This window comes from Alcaligenes sp. SMD-FA, assembly GCF_025960365.1.
In the GTDB taxonomy this organism is placed as follows: domain Bacteria; phylum Pseudomonadota; class Gammaproteobacteria; order Burkholderiales; family Burkholderiaceae_B; genus Alcaligenes; species Alcaligenes aquatilis.
In genome coordinates this window covers 1,504,871-1,527,834 of the sequence record NZ_CP110108.1, presented here as the reverse complement: position 1 = coordinate 1,527,834, position 22,964 = coordinate 1,504,871, and the positions used below count along the sequence as shown (strand labels likewise).

General features: G+C 55.6%; 25 protein-coding genes. 17 read left to right on the top strand and 8 right to left on the bottom strand.

Translation table 11 applies throughout. The features are described 5' to 3' along the window. Nucleotide 1: 1 nt before the first annotated feature. The 4 genes from kdpC to OKX01_RS07050 form a co-directional block, all read right to left on the bottom strand. On the bottom strand, nucleotides 2–676 hold the full coding sequence (kdpC, locus tag OKX01_RS07065; protein WP_264672685.1) for a potassium-transporting ATPase subunit KdpC: 675 nt from the start codon (nucleotides 674–676) through the stop codon (nucleotides 2–4). Between the two features lie 12 nt (nucleotides 677–688). Continuing rightward, entirely contained in the window at nucleotides 689–2,392 is a 1,704-nt protein-coding gene (gene kdpA / locus OKX01_RS07060) for a potassium-transporting ATPase subunit KdpA (protein ID WP_205649029.1), read from the bottom strand. 137 nt (nucleotides 2,393–2,529) lie between these two features. Beyond that, nucleotides 2,530–2,625, bottom strand: coding sequence for a K(+)-transporting ATPase subunit F (gene kdpF, locus OKX01_RS07055; RefSeq protein ID WP_264672684.1), 96 nt, complete (start codon nucleotides 2,623–2,625; stop codon nucleotides 2,530–2,532). A gap of 76 nt (nucleotides 2,626–2,701) precedes the next feature. Further along, on the bottom strand, nucleotides 2,702–3,454 hold the full coding sequence (locus OKX01_RS07050; protein ID WP_264672683.1) for a type 1 glutamine amidotransferase: 753 nt from the start codon (nucleotides 3,452–3,454) through the stop codon (nucleotides 2,702–2,704). A 247-nt stretch (nucleotides 3,455–3,701) separates the two neighbouring features. Between OKX01_RS07050 and OKX01_RS07045 the strand changes: the two genes are divergently transcribed. From OKX01_RS07045 to OKX01_RS07020, 6 genes are all read left to right on the top strand, one after another. Beyond that, the gene (locus OKX01_RS07045; RefSeq protein ID WP_264672682.1) at nucleotides 3,702–4,769 is read left to right on the top strand and encodes a LacI family DNA-binding transcriptional regulator; all 1,068 of its coding nucleotides are present in this window, start codon (nucleotides 3,702–3,704) and stop codon (nucleotides 4,767–4,769) included. A gap of 152 nt (nucleotides 4,770–4,921) precedes the next feature. Next, the gene (locus tag OKX01_RS07040; protein WP_230018814.1) at nucleotides 4,922–5,887 is read left to right on the top strand and encodes an ABC transporter substrate-binding protein; all 966 of its coding nucleotides are present in this window, start codon (nucleotides 4,922–4,924) and stop codon (nucleotides 5,885–5,887) included. A gap of 28 nt (nucleotides 5,888–5,915) precedes the next feature. After that, on the top strand, nucleotides 5,916–6,722 hold the full coding sequence (locus OKX01_RS07035; RefSeq protein WP_094196358.1) for an ABC transporter permease: 807 nt from the start codon (nucleotides 5,916–5,918) through the stop codon (nucleotides 6,720–6,722). A gap of 7 nt (nucleotides 6,723–6,729) precedes the next feature. After that, nucleotides 6,730–7,542, top strand: coding sequence for an ABC transporter permease (locus tag OKX01_RS07030; RefSeq protein ID WP_203226742.1), 813 nt, complete (start codon nucleotides 6,730–6,732; stop codon nucleotides 7,540–7,542). Then, entirely contained in the window at nucleotides 7,532–8,617 is a 1,086-nt protein-coding gene (locus OKX01_RS07025; protein ID WP_264672681.1) for an ABC transporter ATP-binding protein, read from the top strand. The genes OKX01_RS07030 and OKX01_RS07025 overlap by 11 nt, the downstream gene beginning before the upstream one ends. Nucleotides 8,618–8,692: 75 nt before the next feature. Then, nucleotides 8,693–9,526: a phosphodiesterase gene (locus OKX01_RS07020; protein WP_264672680.1), complete on the top strand. Its 834-nt coding sequence runs from the start codon at nucleotides 8,693–8,695 to the stop codon at nucleotides 9,524–9,526. A 255-nt stretch (nucleotides 9,527–9,781) separates the two neighbouring features. Here OKX01_RS07020 and argG read toward each other — a convergent pair whose 3' ends face one another. Next, nucleotides 9,782–11,116, bottom strand: a complete 1,335-nt coding sequence (gene argG / locus OKX01_RS07015; protein ID WP_108727294.1) for an argininosuccinate synthase — start codon at nucleotides 11,114–11,116, stop codon at nucleotides 9,782–9,784. A gap of 177 nt (nucleotides 11,117–11,293) precedes the next feature. Here argG and OKX01_RS07010 point away from each other — a divergent pair, with 177 nt between their 5' ends. From OKX01_RS07010 to OKX01_RS06995, 4 genes are all read left to right on the top strand, one after another. Beyond that, the gene (locus OKX01_RS07010) at nucleotides 11,294–11,884 is read left to right on the top strand and encodes a peroxidase-related enzyme (protein ID WP_108727293.1); all 591 of its coding nucleotides are present in this window, start codon (nucleotides 11,294–11,296) and stop codon (nucleotides 11,882–11,884) included. Nucleotides 11,885–11,886: 2 nt separating this feature from the next. Next, complete coding sequence (locus OKX01_RS07005) at nucleotides 11,887–12,276, top strand: YbaN family protein (protein WP_094196352.1); 390 nt, start codon at nucleotides 11,887–11,889, stop codon at nucleotides 12,274–12,276. A 46-nt stretch (nucleotides 12,277–12,322) separates the two neighbouring features. Beyond that, complete coding sequence (locus OKX01_RS07000) at nucleotides 12,323–12,736, top strand: NUDIX hydrolase (RefSeq protein ID WP_108727292.1); 414 nt, start codon at nucleotides 12,323–12,325, stop codon at nucleotides 12,734–12,736. 158 nt (nucleotides 12,737–12,894) lie between these two features. Next, entirely contained in the window at nucleotides 12,895–13,368 is a 474-nt protein-coding gene (locus OKX01_RS06995) for a hypothetical protein (protein ID WP_094196350.1), read from the top strand. Here OKX01_RS06995 and metC read toward each other — a convergent pair. Continuing rightward, entirely contained in the window at nucleotides 13,348–14,571 is a 1,224-nt protein-coding gene (metC, locus tag OKX01_RS06990) for a cystathionine beta-lyase (RefSeq protein WP_108727291.1), read from the bottom strand. The two genes, OKX01_RS06995 and metC, sit on opposite strands and share 21 nt — an antisense overlap. Before the next feature lie 146 nt (nucleotides 14,572–14,717). On the opposite strand from metC, the gene OKX01_RS06985 reads away from it, so the two are divergent. Then, on the top strand, nucleotides 14,718–15,179 hold the full coding sequence (locus OKX01_RS06985) for an Lrp/AsnC family transcriptional regulator (protein ID WP_009455584.1): 462 nt from the start codon (nucleotides 14,718–14,720) through the stop codon (nucleotides 15,177–15,179). Between the two features lie 18 nt (nucleotides 15,180–15,197). Here OKX01_RS06985 and OKX01_RS06980 read toward each other — a convergent pair whose 3' ends face one another. Next, the gene (locus tag OKX01_RS06980) at nucleotides 15,198–16,067 is read right to left on the bottom strand and encodes an MOSC domain-containing protein (RefSeq protein ID WP_094196348.1); all 870 of its coding nucleotides are present in this window, start codon (nucleotides 16,065–16,067) and stop codon (nucleotides 15,198–15,200) included. A gap of 552 nt (nucleotides 16,068–16,619) precedes the next feature. On the opposite strand from OKX01_RS06980, the gene OKX01_RS06975 reads away from it, so the two are divergent. The 4 genes from OKX01_RS06975 to OKX01_RS06960 all read left to right on the top strand — a co-directional run bounded on the left by OKX01_RS06975 (nucleotide 16,620) and on the right by OKX01_RS06960 (nucleotide 19,869). Further along, nucleotides 16,620–16,886, top strand: coding sequence for a hypothetical protein (locus tag OKX01_RS06975; RefSeq protein WP_094196347.1), 267 nt, complete (start codon nucleotides 16,620–16,622; stop codon nucleotides 16,884–16,886). 180 nt (nucleotides 16,887–17,066) lie between these two features. Further along, a complete protein-coding gene (locus OKX01_RS06970; RefSeq protein WP_264672679.1) occupies nucleotides 17,067–18,515 on the top strand; it encodes a sensor domain-containing diguanylate cyclase in 1,449 nt (482 codons plus the stop codon). Nucleotides 18,516–18,858: 343 nt separating this feature from the next. Then, entirely contained in the window at nucleotides 18,859–19,515 is a 657-nt protein-coding gene (locus OKX01_RS06965) for a 3'-5' exonuclease (RefSeq protein WP_094198314.1), read from the top strand. Between the two features lie 87 nt (nucleotides 19,516–19,602). After that, nucleotides 19,603–19,869: a DUF3892 domain-containing protein gene (locus OKX01_RS06960; RefSeq protein WP_230018614.1), complete on the top strand. Its 267-nt coding sequence runs from the start codon at nucleotides 19,603–19,605 to the stop codon at nucleotides 19,867–19,869. 87 nt (nucleotides 19,870–19,956) lie between these two features. Here the strand turns inward: OKX01_RS06960 and OKX01_RS06955 are convergent, their stop codons facing one another. Continuing rightward, complete coding sequence (locus OKX01_RS06955; protein WP_125277509.1) at nucleotides 19,957–21,108, bottom strand: ABC transporter substrate-binding protein; 1,152 nt, start codon at nucleotides 21,106–21,108, stop codon at nucleotides 19,957–19,959. 215 nt (nucleotides 21,109–21,323) lie between these two features. On the opposite strand from OKX01_RS06955, the gene OKX01_RS06950 reads away from it, so the two are divergent. Then, nucleotides 21,324–22,031, top strand: coding sequence for a tellurite resistance TerB family protein (locus OKX01_RS06950; protein WP_121738671.1), 708 nt, complete (start codon nucleotides 21,324–21,326; stop codon nucleotides 22,029–22,031). A gap of 103 nt (nucleotides 22,032–22,134) precedes the next feature. Next, the gene (locus OKX01_RS06945) at nucleotides 22,135–22,953 is read left to right on the top strand and encodes an META and DUF4377 domain-containing protein (protein ID WP_108727286.1); all 819 of its coding nucleotides are present in this window, start codon (nucleotides 22,135–22,137) and stop codon (nucleotides 22,951–22,953) included. The last annotated feature ends 11 nt before the right edge of the window (nucleotides 22,954–22,964 follow it).

Genomic DNA, 22,964 nt, shown 5'->3' with positions numbered 1-22,964 from the left:
CCTAACGCACGACGGGCTGGACGCTCTTGGCCATATCCAGCGCAAGATTTAGCTCCAGGACCTGCACACGTGGTTCACCCAGTACACCCAATTGACGAGCATGGGTATAGCGATCAATCAAGGCCTGCACCTGTTCCAGCGACATGCCGCGCACCCTGGCAATACGCGCAGCCTGCAAACGGGCATTAGCCACCGAGATATGCGGATCCAGACCCGATGCCGACGCTGTCACGGCATCGACAGGTACGGGGGCATCCTCTGCCAAACCATTCATCAGACGATAAGCCTTGCTTCGCTCTGCCACGGCATTGAGCAAATTCTTGCTTAATGCCCCTTGATTGCTGCCCCCGCTAGCGGCGGCGTTATAGGGCTGCGAGATACTATTGGATGGATCTGAAGGGTCCACACCCAGGGTCACACTGGGGCGGCCATGAAAATACTCTGGCTGACTGAAATATTGGCCAATCTGGCGTGAACCCACGACTTGGCCATCACGCTCAATCAAGCTGCCATTTGCCTGCTCCGGGAACAAAGCCGTCCCGATGACGGTCGTTGCCAAGGGATAGGCAATCCCGGTCAGAAGCATAAAGAACACAGCCGACAGCAACACGGGACGCAGCAGGCTTTTCACCGTCGGTGCCACTGGGGTTGAAACCATAAATTGATGGGTAGACATGACAGTCAATCCTCAAAAAGTAATGCCATCGAGCATCAACAGGTGCTCCACAATCGGGCCCAGCGCCAGAGCAGGCAGAAAAGTCAGACCGCCCACCACCAGGACCACGAAAATCAACAGGCCAGTAAACAAAGGGGTGGCCGTCGACAAGGTTCCTGGACCAGCAGGAACGGCTTTTTTGGCCGCCAGCACACCGGCCAGAGCCAGCAACGGCAATAAAGTCAGATAACGCCCGACCAGCATGGCCAGCCCGATCGTGGTGTTGAAGAAAGGCGTGTTCGCGTTGAAACCGGCAAAGGCCGAACCGTTATTGGCCGTACCCGAGGTGTAGGCGTACAGAACTTCGCTGAAACCATGCGGCCCCATGTTCGAGAGGCTGTCCATGGTGGACGGCAGTACGCTGGCCAAGGCCGTAAACCCCAGAATGCTGAAGGCGTGCGCCAGCATGGCCAGCATCACGTACTTCATCTCCCGGGCCTCGATCTTCTTGCCCAAAAACTCCGGGCTGCGTCCTATCATCATGCCCACCAGAAACACGGTCAGAATGGCGTAACTGACCAGGCTGATAAAGCCCACCCCGATCCCGCCAAACACATTGTTCAGCATCATTTGAGCAATCGGCACCAAGCCGCCCAAAGGGGTCAGCGACGCATGCATGGCATCGACCGAGCCAGTGGTAGCTGCGGTGGTCACTGTCGCAAACAGACTGCTTTGCGCCACACCGAAACGCAGTTCTTTACCCTCCAGATTGCCCCCGCCCAGCGTACTGCTTTGGGTCTGATCGACTCCCAAAGGCGTCAACAAAGGATTGCCTGCTTGCTCGGCGCTGTAGATCAGAGACAAAAAGCCGATGAACATCACCAGAAAGGCTGCAAAAAAGGCCCAGCCCTGCCGGCGACGAGCCAGCATGGAGCCAAAGGCATAGGTCAGGGCCGAGGGCACCAGCAACATGCTAAGCATATGCACGGTATTGGTCAGCGGCGTGGGGTTCTCAAAAGGATGCGCCGCGTTCATGCCAAAGAAGCCGCCGCCATTGGTTCCCACATGCTTGATGCTTTCAAGACTGGCCACGGGTCCCAAAACAATCTGCTGCTTGAGTCCTTCCAGCGTGTTGACCACGACCTCAGAACTCAGTGTTTGCGGCATACCTTGCCAGATATAAAACAAGGCCAGCAAGAAGCTGCACGGCAAGAGCAGGCGATACAAAGAACGGGTAAAGTCCACCCAGTAATTACCAATATCAGCCGAGCTTTTACGGCTTAAGCCACGGATGAAACCACCTGCCGCCGCCAGACCCGTGGTGGCACTGATCATCATCAAAAAGGTGATGGCCGCCATTTGGGAAAAATTGGACAGACTGGATTCGCCCGAATACGCCTGCCAATTGGTATTGGTCGTAAAGGACACGGCCGTGTTAAAGGCCAAGTCTGGCGTTTGTGCGGCACGCTGCAGGCTGTCTCCGGGAATCCAGCCCTGCACCCGCAAAAGAACATATCCCAGAAGCAACATGGCGGCGTTGCTCAATAAAAGCGCCAGGCCATATCGCTTCCAGGACATTTTCTCTTCAGGATTCACACCCAGCAGCCGATACGTACCGCGCTCCATCAAACTGTGATTCGGGCTGCTGAAAAAATGGGCAATCCATTTACCCACCACCACTAACAAGACCGTTGAGACGGCCAAAATAACTAGAAACTGCATCAGATCGTCCAGCATGACAGCACCTCTTACAGTTTCTCAAGACCAAGAATAAATCCGGTCGCCATCGCAAAGAACGCGAACAGCACCGCTAGAAATAGAAAATCACTCATATGCACACCTGTTCCAAACAATGAACACTTGTCGGCCTGAAGCTAAAATTTTTCGGCCTTTATCAAGGCATAGAACAAATAAATAAACAGTCCCATAGAAATCCCTCCTGCCAGAACCGTAAAAAAAGGCGCACTCATTCCACACTCCCTCTCAATGCTGACTTGCAGCAGACAGAGAAAGTCTAGAATTGGCGGCATAAATTCAGAGCAGTGTTTACTGGCCTGCGTATAAAGACGGCATATGGATTTGGGTGCGGGCAAACCCGGAGCGCTCCAGCAACTGATCTGTCCAGCGCTGGTAAGTCTGTCTGGCAAGAAGATGCAAGGTGCTCACATGCTGATCCAGCCCAAGCAAGATATGGTCAGCATCCTGAGCGGCAGGACCGTATACCTGCGCCAGCTCGTGGCGACCGTGGTCGCACCACTGCCGAATGCTATCGGCAGTCACTTCCAGATGACCTTGAAAAGCCCAATGCGGACCCAAGCCAAAGCCCTTGTTCAGACAATGAGGGCCATACAACGTCCGGCTGGCACCCGCAGGAATCTGAAAAGTGTCGTAATGCCAGTTAAACAGCACAGCACGTCTGGGCAGGCCCATCACACGCTGGGCATAAGGGCTGCTCCAGACCTGACCCCAGCCTATATTCGGATACGGGCTGCGCTGCACCTTGGCGCCCAGAGAACGGGCCAGAAGCTGCGCCCCAAAGCAATGGCCCAGCACAGGAACATGGCGCTGGACTGCATCCTGCAAAAGCGCCTGTTCACACACTATCCAGGGCAGATCCTCGTTAACACTATGGTCGCTGCCCAAGACGACAATCCCGCTGTAATCACGTGCCAAGACCGGTGCTCTCCCCTCCAGCGGTGACATCAGTAGTTGATAGCAAAGGCCGTTTTTCTCCAGATGATCCAGTAATACACCTGGCCCTTGTGTAGCCTCGTGCTGCAAAACAAGAATGGGTTTCATGACGTGAAAGCCTGACCGCGCAGGCCTGTTGTTCAGGAGAGCCCACTGTAGAATCCGCCGCATCAAGACCAGGATCTGTTTCAGATCCCGCTCGTATAAGTGGCATCAATTTTGGTGAGGAACGATGCTTCCGGCCACGAAACCCGATAAGGTTCTTGGCGTCCGGCAGGAAAAAAAACGATTCGTCATTTGCCTGACATATGCCTTTGCTCAAATGTAATCGTTTTCATTTTGACGGCTGAATGTCATGGCCAATGTTGGAATCCTGGATGTTGCCAAGGCAGCGCAGGTATCGGTTGCCACGGTATCGCGTGCGCTCAACGAGCCAGAGAAAGTGGGTAAAAAAACCCTGCTGCGTGTGCAAGCTGCCATCCAGGCCCTGGGTTATCAACCCAATGCCTCGGCCCGCAGCCTGCGTAGCCAACGCAGCCGTGTGATTGGTGTGGTCTTGCCTACTTTGCTGAACCCCGTCTTTGCCGAGTGCCTGAAAGGGATAGCCGATACCGCCGCCCATGCCGGCTACGCCATCTTGCCCTTCTTTACGGAATACCACGTCGAACGTGAATCCCAGGCCGTGGCCCTGCTGTTGGCCAGCAATGTCGAAGGCATTGTGCTGGTGGTCTCCAATCCGGCCACGTCCCCGGCATTGGAACGCTTGAGCACCACACCCTGCCCCTATGTACTGGCCTACAACCAGCATCCCGAACACCCTTGCGTCAGCGTCAATGGTGAGCAAGCCATGGTTGAGCTGATTGGTCACCTTGCCACCCAAGGGCATCGCCGCATTGCCATGGTGAGCGGACATTTGCATGTTTCGGACCGGGCCCAACAACGCAGTTGCGGTTACCTCAAAGGAATGGAAAGCGCGGGCTTGGCCCCCATGCCGCTACTGGAAGTACCTTTTATGGATCACCCTCCTGAAGACCCGACAGCCCCTGCCTCCACAGAAGGCGGCATTCACTTGGCCAGCGTCGCCCGACTGCTGCGTCAGGCTGATCGGCCTACGGCCGTCATTGGCTCCAATGACCTGATTGCCATTCGTTGTCTGCGCACCGCCCAGCAGATCGGTTTACGCGTACCCCAGGACATCAGCATCATCGGCTTTGACGGCATTGGCCTGGGGGCTGAACTGTTCCCTCGCCCGGCCACCATTGCTCAACCCAATGAGGAAATTGGCCGCCAGTGCATTGGCCTGCTGCTGGGTTCTATCGCCCGGCAGCAAGCTGTCCCGGCTCAAGAGTCGATATTGCTGCCCTACACCTTTGATCCGGGTGAGTCCTGCGCCCCCTCTCCGTTCCAACTACAGGCGCCCTGACAATGCTGTGCCTTCCTTTCCGGGAAACTTTCCCGCAACACCCCTGCTTGCAAGCCATGCCGGCTTTATCTAGACCCACCTACTAACTGGAGTGACCAACCATGAAACACATCCTGAGCACACTGGCCTGCCGCGTCGCATTGCCATTGGCCATGCTGACATTGGGCAATGCGGCCGCCGCACAGACGGCGATTTGCTACAACTGCCCACCCGAATGGGCTGATTGGGCCAGCCAGATCGAGGCCATCAAACAGCACACCGGCATTACCGTGCCTCCAGACAACAAGAACTCCGGTCAGTCGCTGGCCCAACTGGTTGCCGAATCGGCCAACCCGGTGGCCGATGTGACCTATCTGGGTATTACCTTCGCCATTCAGGCCCAGAAAGAAGGCGTGACGCAGGCCTACAAACCCAAGGGCTGGGAGCAGATTCCGGAAGGCTTAAAGGATCCGCAAGGCCACTGGTTTGCCATTCACTCCGGCACCATGGGCATCATGGTCAACAAATCAGCCTTGGGCGATGTACCGGTCCCTGCCTCCTGGAACGACTTGCTCAAACCGGAATACAAAGGTCTGGTCGGTTACCTGGATCCTTCGTCCGCCTTCGTGGGTTATGTGGGCGCCGTGGCCATCAATGAAGCCCTGGGCGGCACGATGGATAACTTTGATCCGGCCATCAACTGGTTCAAGGCCCTGCAGCAAAACAACCCCATTGTCCCTAAGCAAACCGCCTATGCGCGCCTGATTTCCGGCGAGATCCCTATCTTGCTGGACTATGACTTCAGCGCCTATCGCGCCCAATACAAGGACGGAGAAGATGTGGCCTTCGTGATTCCGCAAGAAGGCACGATTGTGGTTCCTTACGTGATGTCGCTGGTCAACAAGGCACCGCACACCGAAGAGGGACGTAAAGTGCTGGATTTTGTGCTTTCCGAGCAAGGTCAATCCATCTGGGCCAATGCCTTCCTGCGTCCGGTTCGCAGCAGCGCCATCAGCGAACAGGCACAGTCGCGCTTTTTGCCTGACAGCGAATACGCCCGTGCCAAAGCAATTGACTATGACCGCATGGCACAAGGCCAGAAACCCTTTGCCGAACGTTACCTGGCCGAGGTCCGCTAAGCGGCCCTCTGAGATGTGGAGTTAGCGTATGCAACGCAAATACCTGTTACCCCTGTGCTCGGCCCCCGCTGTCGCTTTCTTTGCCGCCTTCTGGCTCTTGCCTGCAGCACAGCTCCTGGCACTACCCGCACAAGAAGGCATGCACACCTATTGGGTCGTTCTGACATCAGGACGTTACTTGCAGGCCCTGCTGCAAACGCTGCTCCTGTCTGCCATCGTGACGCTGGCGACCCTGATATTGGGCGCCATGGTAGGAATTGTGATGGCTCGCTATCGCGTCCCTGCCAAGCGTCTGCTGCTCTCCTTGATGACCCTGCCCCTGTCTTTCCCTGGGGTGATTGTCGGTTTTTTCATTATTTTGCTGGGTGGCCGGCAGGGGCTGCTGGCCCAAATTACACAGGGTCTGGGATTGGGACGCGTGACCTTTGCCTATGGCCTGTTAGGTCTGTTTCTGGCCTACCTGTACTTTTCACTGCCCCGCGCCATTGCCACCTACACTGCGGCGGCAGAATCCATCGACCGCAATCTGGAAGAAGCGGCACGCTCTTGCGGTGCCTCGCGTTGGGCCGTCGCCAGAGACGTCTGGATACCGGAACTCGCACCTACCTCCTTGTCCTGTGGCGCCATTGTGTTTGCCACCTCCATGGGCGCCTTCGGCACGGCCTTCACCCTGTCCAGCCGCTACGAAGTACTGCCCATCACCATCTATAACGAATTTACCAATTATGCGAATTTCACCCTGGCCGCCAGCCTATCCATTTCATTGGGGCTGCTGACATGGTTTACCTTGTGGATGGCTCGGCGTCTCGTGCGCGACCCCTCCGTCATCGCGTGAGGGTTCCATGAAGACGATCTCTTCTGGCAGCATGCATCGCCCCGCTCCTTTGCTTTTGGCGGTCACTGGCCTCACTGTTTTGTTTCTGCTGGGCCCCATCCTGATTTCGGTGATGGCGGGCCTGGTCAACAACTATCGACTGGGCCTGAAAAGCGGCCTGACCCTGAAATGGCTGGAACAGGTCTGGGTGAACTATGGCGGTACGGTCTGGCTATCACTACAACTGGCTTTACTCTGCGTACTGGCTGTCATTGTGCTTGGTGTGCCCTGTGCCTACGCATTGGCTCGCAGCCGCTCGCGCCTGGCCCGAGCCTTTGAGGAACTGCTGACCTTGCCAGTCGCCGTTCCCGGGCTGGCCTCGGCGCTGGCTCTGCTGCTGGCCTACGGCTCCTTGCAAGGTTTTCGGCAAAGCTTCTGGTTCATTTTGGTGGGCCACATTGTGTTCACCCTGCCCTTTATGGTGCGCACCACCAGTGCAGCCCTGCAAAAACGTAGCCTGATTGATCTGGAAGAAGCCGCCCGATCCCTGGGTGCCAGCTTTAGCCAGATCTTTTTCGGCATCTTGCTGCCCGCCATCCTGCCCGCGATTGTGGCGGGCAGCCTGATGGTGTTCACCTTGTCCCTGGGCGAGTTCAACCTGACCTGGATGCTGCATACGCCACTGACCCGCACCCTGCCCGTGGGGCTGGCTGACAGCTACGCGTCGATGCGTATCGAAGTAGGCTCGGCCTATACACTGATTTTCATGCTCGTCATCTTGCCCGTGCTCTGGGGGCTGCAAACACTGGCGCGCTTGCTGGAGAAACACGATGGAAAATAAACACGTCCCGGTACGTATCGAACAATGCGCCAAAACCTATGCGGATGGCACGCGGGGTTTGCATCCCAGCACACTGGACATCGCCCCCGGTGAAGTCATGGCCTTGCTCGGGCCTTCGGGCTGTGGAAAAACCACCTTGCTGCGATTGATCGCCGGTCTGGAAATGCCAGACGCCGGCAGCCGCATTCTGTTCGATGGGCAAGATGTCACCCATCTACCTATTGAAAAGCGCGAGGTGGGCATGGTGTTTCAACACTACGCTTTGTTCCCCTCTATGACGGTAGAAGCCAATATCGCTTATGGCCCTAAAATCAAGGGCATGGCACCAACCCTGCGCCAAGAACGAGTCGGCGAGCTGGTCGATCTCATGCGTCTGAATGGCCTGGAAAAACGTCTGCCCTCTGCGCTGTCCGGGGGCCAACGACAGCGGGTCGCCATTGCGCGAGCCATTGCCAATCAGCCCCGCGTCCTGCTATTGGACGAACCCTTGGCCGCCCTGGATGCCAAGTTGAAAATCTCCTTACGCGATGAACTGGCCGAACTACTGCGGCGTTTACGCATCACCGCCATTCATGTCACCCACGATCAGCAGGAAGCCTTTGCGATTGCCGATCGGCTGGCCGTCATGCACGAGGGCCGTATTGTTCAAACCGGTGACGGTGAAAGCCTGTACCGCAACCCGGCCCACCCTTTTGTGGCGACCTTTTTGGGGCGTGTGAATGTACTGCAACGTACAGCGCAAAACCTGCTGAACAAGGACATTCAGCTAGCCGATCTATGCCTGCCCTGCCCCGAGACCTTGCTCGGCACCGATCAGTTGCTGGTCCGGCCAGAAGATATTGACGTTTCCATGAACAGACCAATAGGCTGGGCACAGGCACAGGTGCGTCAACGCAGTTTTATGGGAGGAAGGGTGCAACTGACACTAGGCGTCGAAGGCCAGGCAGACATGATTGCCGAAGTTGATCGGGATCACACAGCGATGGTCGGCAGTATCGTGGGCATTCGGATCAATCCCATAAAACTGATGCCAGGCACCGTGACACACTCCCAGAATGTCCCTAATCAACCCTGATCCTGAACACGCCACTTACCTTCCCCACCGAACCGTTGACACAGAAAGCGCCCACCTAGGGGAGCTCGGAAAAAGATGCTGAAAACACTACTGATTCAAATGACAGACCCGCATATCCGGGAAGAAGGCAGGCTGGCCTATGGGCGCCTGAATACCGCACCCTATCTGAAACAGGCCATAGAGCACGCTCTGGCCCTGCCCCAAAAGCCAGATGCGATCGTGCTGACGGGCGATCTGACTGATTTTGGCAGACCGCAGGAATATGCCCACTTGCGCCGCTTGCTTGCCCCTCTAGGAACGATTCCTGTGTACCTGCTGCCCGGAAACCATGACGATCGACAGCAATTACGCGCAAGCTTTCCCGAGCATACTTACTTGGGCAAGACCGGCCCCGTTTGCTACGGCGTGGATGTGGGTGAGTTAAGACTGTTGGCCCTGGACAGTGCCGTCGCGGGTGCCAGTACGGGAAGTCTGGATCAGGAGCAACTGGACTGGCTGGCAGCCGAACTGAGCGCACAGCCCAAGCGCCCCACCGTCATTGCCTTGCATCACCCTCCTTTCAACACCCTGATCGGCCATATGGATAAGATTGGCCTACTGAACGGGGCAGAACAACTGGAGGCGATTGTGCGTCAGCATAGCAATGTGGAACGTGTAATCAGCGGACATTTGCATCGCAATATACAGATCCGCTTTGGCGGAACCATTGCCAGCACCGCCCCCTCTGTTGCCCACCAGGTTTGCCTGGACCTGGCTGAGGATGCCACCTCGGCCTGGACGCTGGAACCACCGGGCTATGCCGTTCATGCACTGAGTAATCACGGCCAGATCGTCACCCATACCGCCACAGTGGGTCAGTTCGATGGCCCATTCGCCTTTCATGAGCCAAGCGGAAAACTGATCGACTGATTCGATGCCCGACGCACACTAAGCGCAGCTTGCGTCTTGCTGGTCTCATCAAACCAAATTGACGATAGGCTCATACCGCTCTGCGTACTCAAGCAAGTAGCGACAACTGCAGCCATTAAACAGAACGGCTCAGGAACGCTGGGCCAACTCCATAAAAAACACCCCAATGCCTGTTGAATCGGGCATTGAGGTGTTTTGACACTGCTGCTTCAAATCAGGGGTTCTACTCAGAGCCCCCCGATCTGCCGCCATGTCTTACTTCTTGCTGTCTTTGAGCTGAGGCACAGCCGAACCGGCAGCAGGAGCCAGCAGGCCAACCTGGGTGTAGGTGAACAACTTATCACGTGTGTCCACGATGTCCAGATTGCGCATGGTCAGTTGACCAATACGGTCGCGTGGCGAGAACATGCTGTCCACTTTTTCCATGCTCAGGCGCTCGGCCTTGTAGGTCAGGTTAGGCGAAACCGTATCCAGGATGGAGTAGTCATTACCGCGACGCAGTTCCAGAGTCACTTCGCCCGTAACAGCACGAGCCACCCAGCGCTGGGCAGTTTCACGCAGCATAATGGCTTGTGGGTCAAACCAGCGGCCTTGGTACAGCAAGCGGCCCAAACGCAAACCGTTGATGCGGTACTGCTCGATGGTGTCTTCGTTGTGGATGCCGGTCACCAGGCGCTCGTAAGCGATGTGCAGCAAGGCCATGCCGGGAGCTTCGTAAATGCCACGGCTCTTGGCTTCGATAATGCGGTTTTCAATTTGGTCGCTCATGCCCAGACCATGACGGCCGCCGATGCGGTTGGCTTCCAGCATCAGTTCCACCGGGTCGGCGAATTCTACGCCGTTCAAGGCAACAGGCTGGCCTTCCTCGAAGCGCACACGCACCTCTTCAGCGGCCACAGCCACGTCGTCACGCCAGAAAGCCACGCCCATAATGGGTTTGACGATATTGATACCGGCGTTCAGGTATTCCAGATCCTTGGCTTCGTGCGTGGCACCCAGCATATTGGAGTCGGTGGAGTAGGCTTTCTCGGCCGACATCTTGTAGTCGAAGCCGTTTTCCTGCATGTACTCGGACATCTCGGCACGGCCACCCAGCTCATCAATAAACGTCTGGTCCAGCCAAGGCTTGTAAATCTTCAGCTCAGGGTTGGTCAACAAACCGTAGCGGTAGAAACGCTCGATGTCGTTGCCCTTGTAGGTGCTGCCGTCGCCCCAGATATGGACGTCGTCTTCTTTCATGGCAGCAACCAGCATGGTGCCAGTCACAGCACGGCCAATAGGCGTGGTGTTGAAGTAGGTGACACCGCCGGTGGTGATGTGAAAGGCGTTGCACTGCAAGGCGGCAATCCCTTCAGCCACCAGTTGCTGACGGCAGTCCACCAGACGGGCCAGCGTGGCACCGTATTCCTTGGCCTTGCGGGGAATCGCATCGTAATCGGGTTCATCAGGCTGACCCAGGTTCGCGGTGTATGCGTAAGGGATCGCGCCCTTATTGCGCATCCACAAAAGTGCAGCGCTGGTGTCCAGGCCACCGGAAAAGGCAATGCCGACCTTCTGGCCGACTGGAAGAGATTCAAGGATGGTTGTCATTATCGCGTCAGTAGTGGTGTGCAAGTACAGTTCCGCCCGTAAGACTCTATAGCAGAGCCATGCCCGCGGCAGGATCAATATGTCATTATATCGTCTTGACCGACCCTGGACACCTTTGCGTAGCTGGATTTAATTACTCGATGAACTAGAACATCCATTTTCACCTGGAGACAAGCCATGCCCGAGACACAAGCACAACCCGCTATCAGCCGTTATCCCGTCCCTACCCTGGCCGACATGCCCGAGGATATTCGCAGTCGTATTGAAGCCGTACAGGAAAAATCCGGTTTTATTCCGAATGTATTTCTGGCTCTGGCACACCGCCCTGACGAGTTTCGCGCCTTTTTTGCCTATCACGACGCGTTAATGGAAAAGCCCAGTGGTTTGAGCCATGCCGATCGGGAAATGATTGTGGTGGCTACCTCCGCCGCCAATCAGTGTCATTACTGCATCATTGCCCACGGTGCGATTTTGCGCATCCGCGCCAAGAACCCGTTGGTGGCAGACCAGGTTGCCGTGAACTGGCGCAAGGCCGATATTCCGGCGCGTCAAAAAGCCATGCTGGCGTTCGCCATGAAAGTCTCGCAAAACGCCCAGGAGATTGAAGACGCGGACTTCCAGGCCCTGCACGAGCACGGCTTCAGCGACGAAGACGCCTGGGACATTGCCGGCATCAGCGCCTTTTTTGGTCTGAGCAACCGCATGGCCAACTTCATGTCCATGCGCTGCAATGACGAGTTCTACATGCTGGGACGCGTTCCCCGCTAAGCATGATGCGTTACGCCCTGATGGTTGCCGGGTGGGTATGTGTAGCGCTGGCCATTGCCGGCGCTGTTTTACCCTTGCTGCCTACCACGCCTTTTGTGCTGCTGGCTGCATGGTGCTTCTCCCGTAGCTCCCCCCGCTTTCATCAATGGCTGCTGGACCAGCGCCATCTGGGCCCTTATTTGCGCAACTGGGAAAACGGCCAAGGCTTGACCCGCAAAGCCAAACGTCGGGCGCTGATCATGTTGTGGCTGTCGCTGGCCGCCTCGGCCTGGCTGACCAGTCACTTGGGCTGGTATCGACTGGGCTTGTTAATTCCGGGCATTTTCGCCACTCGTTATTTGCTGCGAGCCAAAACCCTGGATGACACCCCTTCCGAGCCTGTGCAAAAATAGCCTGCTTGAACCGATCCTGGCTTGACCCCTTTTGCTTGAAGAACCCATGTCTCATCCTGTCATCTTGCTGGCTGCCGCCTACATCACCAACTCTGCCGGACAAATTTTGCTGGTCCGTAAACGTGGCAGCGCCTATTACATGCAAGCCGGTGGCAAGCTGGAAGCAGGCGAGACGCCCTTGCAAGCCTTGCAACGTGAACTGGATGAAGAACTGGGCTTGAAAGCGGAAGAAACCGCCCAGGCCCGGTACGAAGCCTACTTTGAAAGCCCCGCCGCCAATGAGCCTGGCCATATGGTTCATGCCCACGTGTTTACGTTGACAGTAGACCGCGACATTCAGGCCGCTGCCGAGCTGGAAGAAGCCCGCTGGGTCAGCCCGCAAGAAATCCGTTCGCTGACGCTGGCCCCTTTGCTGGCTAACCACATCCTGCCGCGTCTGTGCGCACAGGCCGCGGCCTAAGGCTCAACCTGCACAAGACGTCCTTCCGTCTTGTGCCGTCCAAACCACGAACCGCCTATTTTTTGGCATAATGTCGCCCTTGAGTCCCCTCTTGCGGGGACGTAGCTGTTTGCCCGACCAGCCCGCAACGGCGGGCTTTCTTTATTGAGCGCTAATTTATGTCCTCTTTGCCCTGTCAAGGCGCAATCGTCACCTTTACCCTGCAGCAGCTGCGTGCCGCCACGCAAGCCGGGGGCATTTTAGGTGTGTCCATCAAAGGACAAGGCAATCATTTTTTTGTACAAGTGGCCACGCGTGCCGGTCAGGCGGTGCTGGTTACCGCCCGCAGCAAAGATCCGCGCAGTTTCAAAAGTCCCTTGCAAGCCATGGTTCTGCTCAAGCAAGTGGGTATCGTTACAGGCCAGTTTGACCTGACCCAGTACTCGCCCGACCAACAGGAAACCGCCCCGCGCAGCCGTCGCCGCCCGGCCAAGCCCAGCAAACTGGGGCTGCGATGGAACCGAATTGCAGAACGCATCTCCAGCCCCGCTCAACCTTCTTTGGACGATCCCAGTCTGGACATTAATGAAGAACAGACGCGCCGCCTGATCGCCCGACAGGAAAACCAGCAGTTAAGCCTGCTGGGCAACTAAGCACAGCCCCTCTGTGTTTCTGGACGTGTTAAGGGCATAGGCCGCATCCAAAGCCTGTGCCAGATCTTGCTGCAAGTGCTGGGGCTCTTCCAGCCCTACATGCAAACGCAACAACTGCCCCTGCCCGAACAAGGCGCGCCCGTTGCGCTTGGGCATATCCATAGGCAAAGCCAGGCTCTCGAACCCGCCCCAGGATAGACCGATACCAAACAGGCGCAAGGTCTTGAAAAATAAAGATAACTGCGCTTGACTCAACGGTTCCAGCACCACACCGAACAAACCCGTAGAACCGGTAAAATCCCGCTTCCAGATCGCATGGCCGGGATGAGACTCCAGCGCCGGATGCAAAACCTGTTGTACCTGTGGATGATGTTCCAGAAAACGGGCAATCTGCAAGGCACTGGCCTGATGCTGACGCAAGCGTACACCTAAGGTGCGCATGCCACGCAGCGCCAAAAAGGCATCATCAGGCCCGGCTGTCTGACCAAAATCATGCGCCGCCCGACGCAGCAACGGCCAAGCGCGTTCATTGGCCGTGGCAACTCCCAGCAAGGCATCGGAATGCCCCGTCAGATATTTGGTGGCAGCCTGAATAGACACATCCACGCCATGTTCAAACGGCTTAAAAAACAAGGGGGTAGCCCAGGTATTGTCCAAAAGCACATACGCCCCGACCGCATGCGCACAACGTGCAATGGCCGGGATATCCTGAATCTCGAAGGTGGCCGAACCGGGCGACTCTACGTACACCACCTTGGTATGGGGACGAATCAGGCTGGCTATCTCCTCCCCCAAAGACGGCTCGTAAAACTGAACCTGAATACCCATGCGGCTAGCCAGTACCTGCTGCGCAAACGCGCGTACCGGTCCATAGACCGAATCCGGTATCAGCAAATGATCCCCGACTTCCAGCATGCCCAACAAAGCATGGGTACACGCCGCCAAGCCAGACGGGAACAGGCTGGCCTGAAAACCGCCTTCCAGCTCGGCCACGGCTTGCGTCAAGGTTTGCAAGGTAGGGTTGGTGAAGCGGCCATAAGAAACATAGGGATTGTCAGGTTCCTTGCGCTGGGCCCATTGTTCCAGATTGTCGGCCAAAATAGTCGAGCCACGACAAACGGGCACATTCACAAAGCCAGCCGACACGCGGGTGTCCCGGCCTAAATGCGTCAAACGCGTATTTTGATAATCGCAGTCCTGCATGCTGTTTTCCTGATCGTGATCGCTAAAGACGAATGGAAACAGTCTACGCAAGAGCCCAGGGGCAATTATTGCGTTTTCACGCTACCACAGGCAGAATTCAGAGAATAAAAATCCACAACTACCGATATTATTGGGAAATTATTTTTATGCTGGATAAATTCGACAAGCACATCCTGGAGATCCTACAAAACGATGCCACCTTGGCGATCCAGGAAATTGCCGATCGGGTGGGTTTGTCCAGCACTCCCTGCTGGCGACGCATACAACGTCTGGAACAAGAGGGCTATATCGAAAAGCGGGTGGCGCTACTCAGTTCAGAAAAGCTGAATGTAGGAGTCACGGTATTTGTGGCTATCAAGACCAATCAGCACAACAAGCAGTGGTACAGCCAGTTTTCGGCGGTGGTCGAGGCAATCCCACAGATTGTGGAGTTCTATCGCATGAGCGGCGATACCGACTATTTACTGCGTGTCGTCGTGCCGGATATCAAAAGCTTTGACCGGGTTTACCAGCGACTGATCTCGGAAATAGAGCTGACCGATGTCAGCTCCAGTTTTGCCATGGAGCAGATCAAGTTCACGACACGTCTACCCCTGGACTACGCCTGATCCGGCGCCGGTTAATGCTTAAAAGCTGTATTCCACGTCCAAGGTCTGGCCAATCGTCAGCCTCTGAGACCGGGATTCAACCAGCATGGCTTGCATGCCAAACAAGGTGCCTTGCGGAAACTGGCGACTTTGCGCCAAGGCCAAACCGGGTTGTGTGCCCACCTCGGCCGTTCGCTGGTTCACGTTGGGCATAGGGCAACGGGTGCACTGACGGACAAACGCAAAGCTCAGACCCTCGCTGCTCACACCCAGGACGTAGTCTTCCTCGTAAGCGGGCAAACCCGTGAAAACGACGTTGGCACGGAAACGATCCATGGGCACCGCTTGCTCCCCAGACTGCAGAACCAGGCGATTGAGCTCTTCCAGGGACGCCTCATTGGTGAACAAAAAGGGCAAGGCGTCGGCAAAACCAAAACCGTTTAGCTGATCACCGATCTGGCGCCAGCCCTGAGACTTTTCTTCCCAAGGGCGTACCCGTTCAGTCAGGACATACCGACGGGCACGACTATGGTTACGCAATACCCGACAAGGGGTTTGCAAAAAGTCGCTAAACCATTGCGCGACTTGATCGCCTTCATCCCGGCCCAACGTATCTGAACTCCAGATACGCACAGAGACGGCGACGTTATCCCCTACCGGAGCATCCAGAGACCAGCTCAACGTCTCCATACCGGGCGCTTGGACCGTAATCTGCCCATCCTGTACCAATGGTCGAATCAAGGACATACGCGGCCAGCGACGCTGCGTCATGAATACGCCCTGCTGGTCAACAACGACCCACTCGCGATCGTGGGCCAGGCCCGCAACGCTAACCTCAACGCCCTGCGGATGCGCCTGGGCTGCACAGGATTTGATGGGATGGGTGAACAAGCCGGTGATGGTAATCATGGGAGGCAACAACAAAAGGCAAGATAAAGAACGTATTCTAAAACAGCCTGTTCAACAGCCCGCCCCTGCTTTGACGATAGCGTGCAAAGAAGTGGATTAGAAACATCGACCTGCGGCAATGACGTCCCCCTGACACTTGACAACATCGCAAACCTATGACTTAATAGTTAGCTGATCGCGCCCATATATCCATTACATCAAGAACGTGCGATCAATATTTTCTTGAATATACCCACGTAAACAGGTCCCTTTGACCTTCTGGCATGTCCCCAAACATGCGGGTATTCATTTACTACGGCGACGGCAGCCACATCCAGACTTATTTTTTGCATCGTAGCGGACTACTTGCTCCGTCCATATGCTTGGCAAACGAATAAGGCGCTGTCCATGCTGTCACAGAGTACGTTTGCTTGACATTGTTATTGTCCAGTCAGCGATGCTCTACATTGAAATAGCAATGGCCTGACCTCCGTGTGGAGGCTGGTCCATCATGGTGTCATCAAATCTCAATAAAAAAACGATGTAATGACACCACACGATAAGGAAAAAAATATGAAAAACATCTATCCAACTGGTTTGATCTCGCGCCCTGACCATATTGCCTTGAATAAAACCGATATTCGCATTGGCGATACGGTGTATCTGCAGCCTAAAAACGGCCCTCGTATGGCTGGTACCGTGATCTTCAGTTCACCTGTACACGGCTGCACCACCTACACTGCCGACGCCCATAGTCAGGATGCCAACGTACGGTTTCGCTTCCGCCTGCAGGACGTGCATCACGTGGCCCCTCGCCATCCCATGCCCGCTCTGAATTAAGAATATGTTCCCTAATTAATACGGGGCAGTCAGATACAGCCCCGTATTAGTCTCATTTGATAACACATAATTACAATCTGTAATGGCCATTCCTGCTTTCGTCCTAAAATAGTGGCGGCTTAAAACTTATCCGACGCTGTAAAGCGTCCACGTTGAGCGTGCGCTCCTATGGCAACGGATATGAAACCAAAGCAGGCTTTCTGCTTGCGCCCACCCCGGCGCTACTCCTATCTCTCCCGGTTTTTCCTGTTCAGCCTGGTCCTACTTCTGACCCTGCTGGGTACCAAGCTGCACCATTCCGATGCACTAACCATCTTCTGGCCTACCGAAGGTGTGCTTCTGGGTCTGTTTATCCGCCGCCCAGACTGGGCCAGTCAAAAATTTAACTGGCTACTCATTACGCTGGCCTATTTCTGTGCCGAGCTGCTTGCCACCAACCCCCTACCCATTGCGCTGCTTTTAACCATAGCCGATGTCAGCGGCGTCAGCCTGGCGTATTGGCTGATCACCCGCAATCGCCAGTTGGATCTTTCCCTGCGTCGCCCCCAGGCGATGTTGACGCTGGCCTCCTACTACGGCCTGGCCTGCGTTTTATCTGCCTTGCTAGGCGGTTTTGCCCTGTATCTGCATACCGATCAGGATTTGCCTTTGGCCATTCTGTCCTGGATGCTGACTAGCTTGATTTCCTATAGCGCTATCTTGCCCGTCATCCTGACCGCCCCCGCGCGCCCTTGGCGCCGCTTTCTGGAATACTGGAACGAACCGCACCTGATGAGCCTGGCCCAGTTAGCGCCCGCTCTGTCCTTGTTATTGGCCAGCTTGTTAAGCCTGCTGATTGACGGCCCCGGCTCCCTGGCCTTTCCCGTCCTGCCTTTATTGTGGTGCGCCCTTAGCTACTCGCTCTTTTCGACCACCTTACTGACGTTGTTCTATGTGCTCTGGACACTGTTTGCTCTGAGCCCGCCGGTGTACTTCTTGCCCAATCAGTTCCACACCTCGCTAGACCTGCTGTCACTGCGCATCGGGATTGCTTCCATTGCGCTGGCCTCGATCACCAGCGCCAGCCTGATGTCAGCACGCAATCTGGCGGTTGAAAAACTGCAGCAACTTGCCCACCACGATGACCTGACGGGCTTGCTCAACAAACAGGCTTTTTATCAGCAAAGCCAGACAATACTGACCCAATGCCGTTTGAAACAGGTTCCTATCAGCGTCATCGTTCTGGACATCGACCACTTCAAGCCCGTTAACGACACCCACGGCCACCATGTCGGCGATCTGGCCTTGAGCGCAGTTACCCAACGTATTTCACTGGCTTTGCGCGAGACCGATGTATGTGGCCGGCTAGGCGGAGAAGAATTTGGTATTTTGTTGCCGGACTGCAGCGCACTACAAGCGCATGCTGTTGCTGAGCGAGTCCGTAAAAGCATTTCCTTGCTGCCCTTTTGCCTGGACAACGACCAACAACTGACTATGACTGCCAGTTTGGGCATCGCCACTTTGGACTCTTCAACCCTGGATCTACACGCGTTGCTACGCCAAGCAGACACTGCCTTGTACGAAGCAAAACGCGCGGGTAGGGATCAAAGTTATTCCTATCATTTGCCCGAGCCCAAGACAGGTACTTGACGCTATCCGTAAGCAAACCGATACTGATGTATCAATACGAAACAACACATCAGGGAGCGGTGATATGGCGTCAGTTTACGGCTCGCCCTTGTGCCAGGCATGTTTGGCCTTGCCACAGGGTGTCAGTACTAGCCAAGCGCATGCCGATTTGCGCTTAGTTGGGCAACACCCCCCATCTCCTGACGGAGCCCACGAAACACAGTATCGCTGTCTGAACTGCCAGACTCACTGGCTACTACGCACCAATCGCTGGGGAACTCCTGAAGGGTTTCGCCTCAAGCCCGTATAGGCAAAGCCAGACACATGCACTACCATGACGGCTTTGTCTGTTAGCGATTCTTGTATGTCTGCCCTGCTGTTTGATACTGAAACCACCGGCACTGCCCAGCCTCAAGTCATCGAGGCCGCTTGGTTGCGTTTGAGCGACCCGGTATTTTTGCTGGTCAATGAAGAATTTGAGCAACGCTACCGGCCTGATCAAGCCAATACGCTAGGCGCCTTGGCCACGCATCACATCTATGACGAGGAGCTGCAGGACTGCCCCCCGCACACCGAATTCAAACTGCCTGCCGACACCCAATACATCATCGGCCACAATGTGGACTATGACTGGGGGGTGGCCGGTTCCCCCAATATCAAGCGTATCTGTACCTTGGCCTTATCGCGCCACTTGATTCCAGGCCTGGATAGCTACAGCCAATCTGCTCTGATTTATCACATTGATCGCGCCAATGCTCGCGAACGCCTGCGCAACGCACACAGCGCACTGGCCGACGTACGCAATTGCCTGTCGCTGCTGCAGTATTTGTTGGGGCTCAAGCAGAACATCAACACCTGGGAACAGTTGTGGCAGCTCTCCGAGCACGCCCGCATTCCCACCGTTTTGCATTTTGGCAAACACAAGGGCATGGCTATTGCCGATGTGCCACAGGATTACAAGAACTGGTTGCTGCGCCAGCCGGACCTGGACCCTTATCTGATCAAGGCTTTGAAGGTATAAACCTCAAGGTTCGTAAAATCCCTAATGGCTACCAGCCTGCTTATGCCCAATGATGAAGGTCCCAACAAGAACTTCATGAGGTGGCAAATGATCGAGGTTGCATACGTCACGAAAGATATGCGTCGGGACCCTTACGAACGAATTACCCATCTTGGAGGAGCGGGCTGGCAACGCTCTCAACCCGATGTTGTCCAGCAAATTGAGCAGGGCCAAGAAGACTACTACATTCTTCTGGATGGCATTCCCGCCAAACTGACCGTGGCGCTCAGCCGTTTTGGTGCCAAGTACCTGAAAACTGAGCTTGAAGTTGAAGAGCCTCACATTTTGCTCAGCCTACCCAGCCAGGCTGCTTGAACAGCAGCCTGACTTTCCTTCCATCTATCAGGAAACACAAAAAACGCGGCGTGACGCCGCGTTTTTCATACCTGCCTTCGAACCTGTTTACGGTTTGAGCAAGCGCCATTGGCCGTTACGCACAGTGATCAGTTCACGACCACGCTCGTCAAAGCCGCTATGGTCCTCAGGCGACATGGTGTAGACACCTTGGGTTGCCACCAAGTCACGAGTTTGCTCCAGTGCATCACGCAAGGCAGAACGAAACTCAGGCGTACCCGGTTTGGCCTTGCTGGCTGCTTCAGGAATCGCCTTTTCCAGCAATAGGCCGGCGTCATAGACGTTGGCACCAAAGGTAGCAGGGGCCTGACCATAACGCTCGGAGTAGCGCTGGATATAATCTTGAGCAATGGGCTTGGCAGGATTGCTGTCTTCAATTTCAGGCAACACCAGCATCAGGCTGGCGGCCAGAATCGTGCCCTCCACCTGCTCGCCCCCCAGACTCAAGAACGCGGGTAAAGCGGCGCCGTGCGTTTGATAAATCTGCCCTTTGTAGCCTTGCTTGACCAAAGTCACTTGCGGCAACACGGCAGCCGCGCCCGTGCCGGCCACCAGAACCACATCCGGTTTAGCGGCGTAAACCTTCAAGGCCTGACCCGTTACCGAGGTGTCCGAACGTACATAGCGTTCCGTAGCCACAATCTTGATATTGTTTGCGTCCGCCAAGTTTTTGAACACGTTCAGCCAGCTCTCGCCATAGGCATCGTTGAACCCGATAAAACCAGCAGTCTTGACGCCATTGTCAACCATATGCTTGACCAGGGCCTGAGCAATAATGTCATCGTTCTGGGTGGTTTTGAACACCCATTTCTTTTGCTCAGTCATCGGCAACACAACCGATGCCGCCCCCACCGGTGCCAGCACCGGCGTGCCCGCATCAGCCGCAAACTGAATCAGGCCCATTGCGTTGGGCGAGCCAGTAGGCCCGATCAGGGCATCGATCTTGTCCTCGGAAATCATTTTCTTGAACAAGGTGACGGTCTGGTTCGGATCACTGGCGTCATCCATGGAGATGTACTCAACGGTCAAATCTCCAACTTTAGTTGGCAAGAGGGGCACTGTATTGCGCTGCGGCAAACCAACCACCGCTGTCGGCCCGGTTGCCGAGGCGATCACGCCGATTTTGACTTGTGATTGGGCCGGAGCGGCCAAGGTGGCCAACACTACGGACAAAGCGAAAGCAGTTCGAGTCAATTTCATAATATACAGAGCCAGTTAAGCCCTTCCCCCCTTGATATCAGCGCAAGCGCGCCTATATGGATTGATCGGGACACAAGACACCCAATTGCCCATGCCATACCCGCCTTCTTAGGCGACTTTCCCCGGCAGGTCTGCTTACAATTGTACGCGGGCGCGCCCAATAAAGTAGTTTATAACGAAGCTACTGTTTACCCCTTACCTGATAGAGCGAATCCATGTCACTTCAGCAAATGTTGCAACAAATTCTGCAAAGCGGCCAAAGCGCCCTGAAACAAGGCCAAGGCCAGTTAAATACCTCCGGCCTGGGTAAAAAGATCAGTGAACAGGCGGGTGGTTTTGGCGGTGGGGCCGTTGTAGGCGGCGTTCTGGGCGTACTGCTAGGCAACAAGAAATTCCGCAAAATGGGGGGTTCCATGGCCGCCTATGGTGGAGCCGCTGCCCTGGGCGCCCTGGCCGTCAAGGTGTACCAGAACTGGCAAGAGCAAAATGCGGGCCAACAAGCTGCCCCTTCTCCAGTGCAAGCCGTTCCTCCCGCCCCACTGCCTTTGGCCGCCAGCAGTCAAGCCGATACACACGCCATGGTCATCCTGGCCGCTTTGGTCTCTGCTGCCAAGGCAGACGGTCACATCGGCGATGCCGAGCGCGAACTGATCGATGCAGAAATCGATAAAATGGCCGCCCCCGAACAGGCACGCCACTGGTTGTCCCAGGAGCTGCTCAAGCCTGTTGACCCGCAAGCCGTTGCCCAACTGGCTCAAACACCCGAGATGGCGGCCGAGATTTATTTGACCAGCGTACTTGCCATTGACGAGCAAAGTTATATGGAACGAGCCTATCTTGATGAGCTGGCACGTTTACTATCCTTGCCAGACTCTTTGCGCAAAAGCCTGGATAATCAAGTACAGGCTTTAACAACAAACTAACTCCAACTGGCAACTGTTCCGTGCAACGACGTCACCGGAGCGCGTTTGTTTTCCTCAAGGGCGCCACACAAGGCAAGCCAAGGACTCAACAAGGAAACCACCCATGAAAAGCACCTTCAAGTTAACGATTGCGTCAATCGCACTAATGGGTCTGGCCGCCTGTGCGGCTCCAAACAACTCATCCAGCCCCGCTAACTCCGAGCACCATATGGACAAAGAAACCGCTTTGCAGGCTTATCACTGGCGTCTATTTGCCACTGCAGGCAAAGACGGCCAGCCAGCCCCCGCTATTGCTGGCGCAGGCGGTGAACAAGTCACCCTGAATTTCACCGACAAGATGATGTCGGTCGACAATCTGTGTAATGTTCTGGGCAGCGGCTACACCTTGAAGGGCTCCAGCATTAGCTTTACTTCGCCGGTCAGCACTATGAAAATGTGCGCGGACCCCGAACTGATGCGCAATGAGCAAGCCGTGGGCAAGCTGCTGCCTACGGCAACGACATGGAGCATGAGCAAGGCCGACTCTGCGCCGAACAACCCGGCCCCTGTCCTGACTCTGAGCTTCAAGGACGGCACCCAATGGCGCCTGAAAGGGGAGCCTACTGCCACGACCCGTTATGGCAGTGAGCCTACCCGGGTGTTTCTGGAAGTAGCGGCGCAGCGCGAAGCCTGCTCGCATCCTCTCATGCCCAACTACCAGTGCCTGAAAGTACGTGAAATCCAGTACAACGACTCTGGTGTCAAAACCCACCTGGGCGAATGGATGTACTACTACGGTGACATCGAGGGCTACACCCACACACCAGGTGTTCGTAACGTGCTGCGTATCAACCGCTACGAACTGAAGAACGTCCCTGCTGATGCCTCTTCCAAGGCCGACGTGCTGGACATGGTGGTGGAATCTGAACAAATCGGCAAATAAGTCAGGCAGCT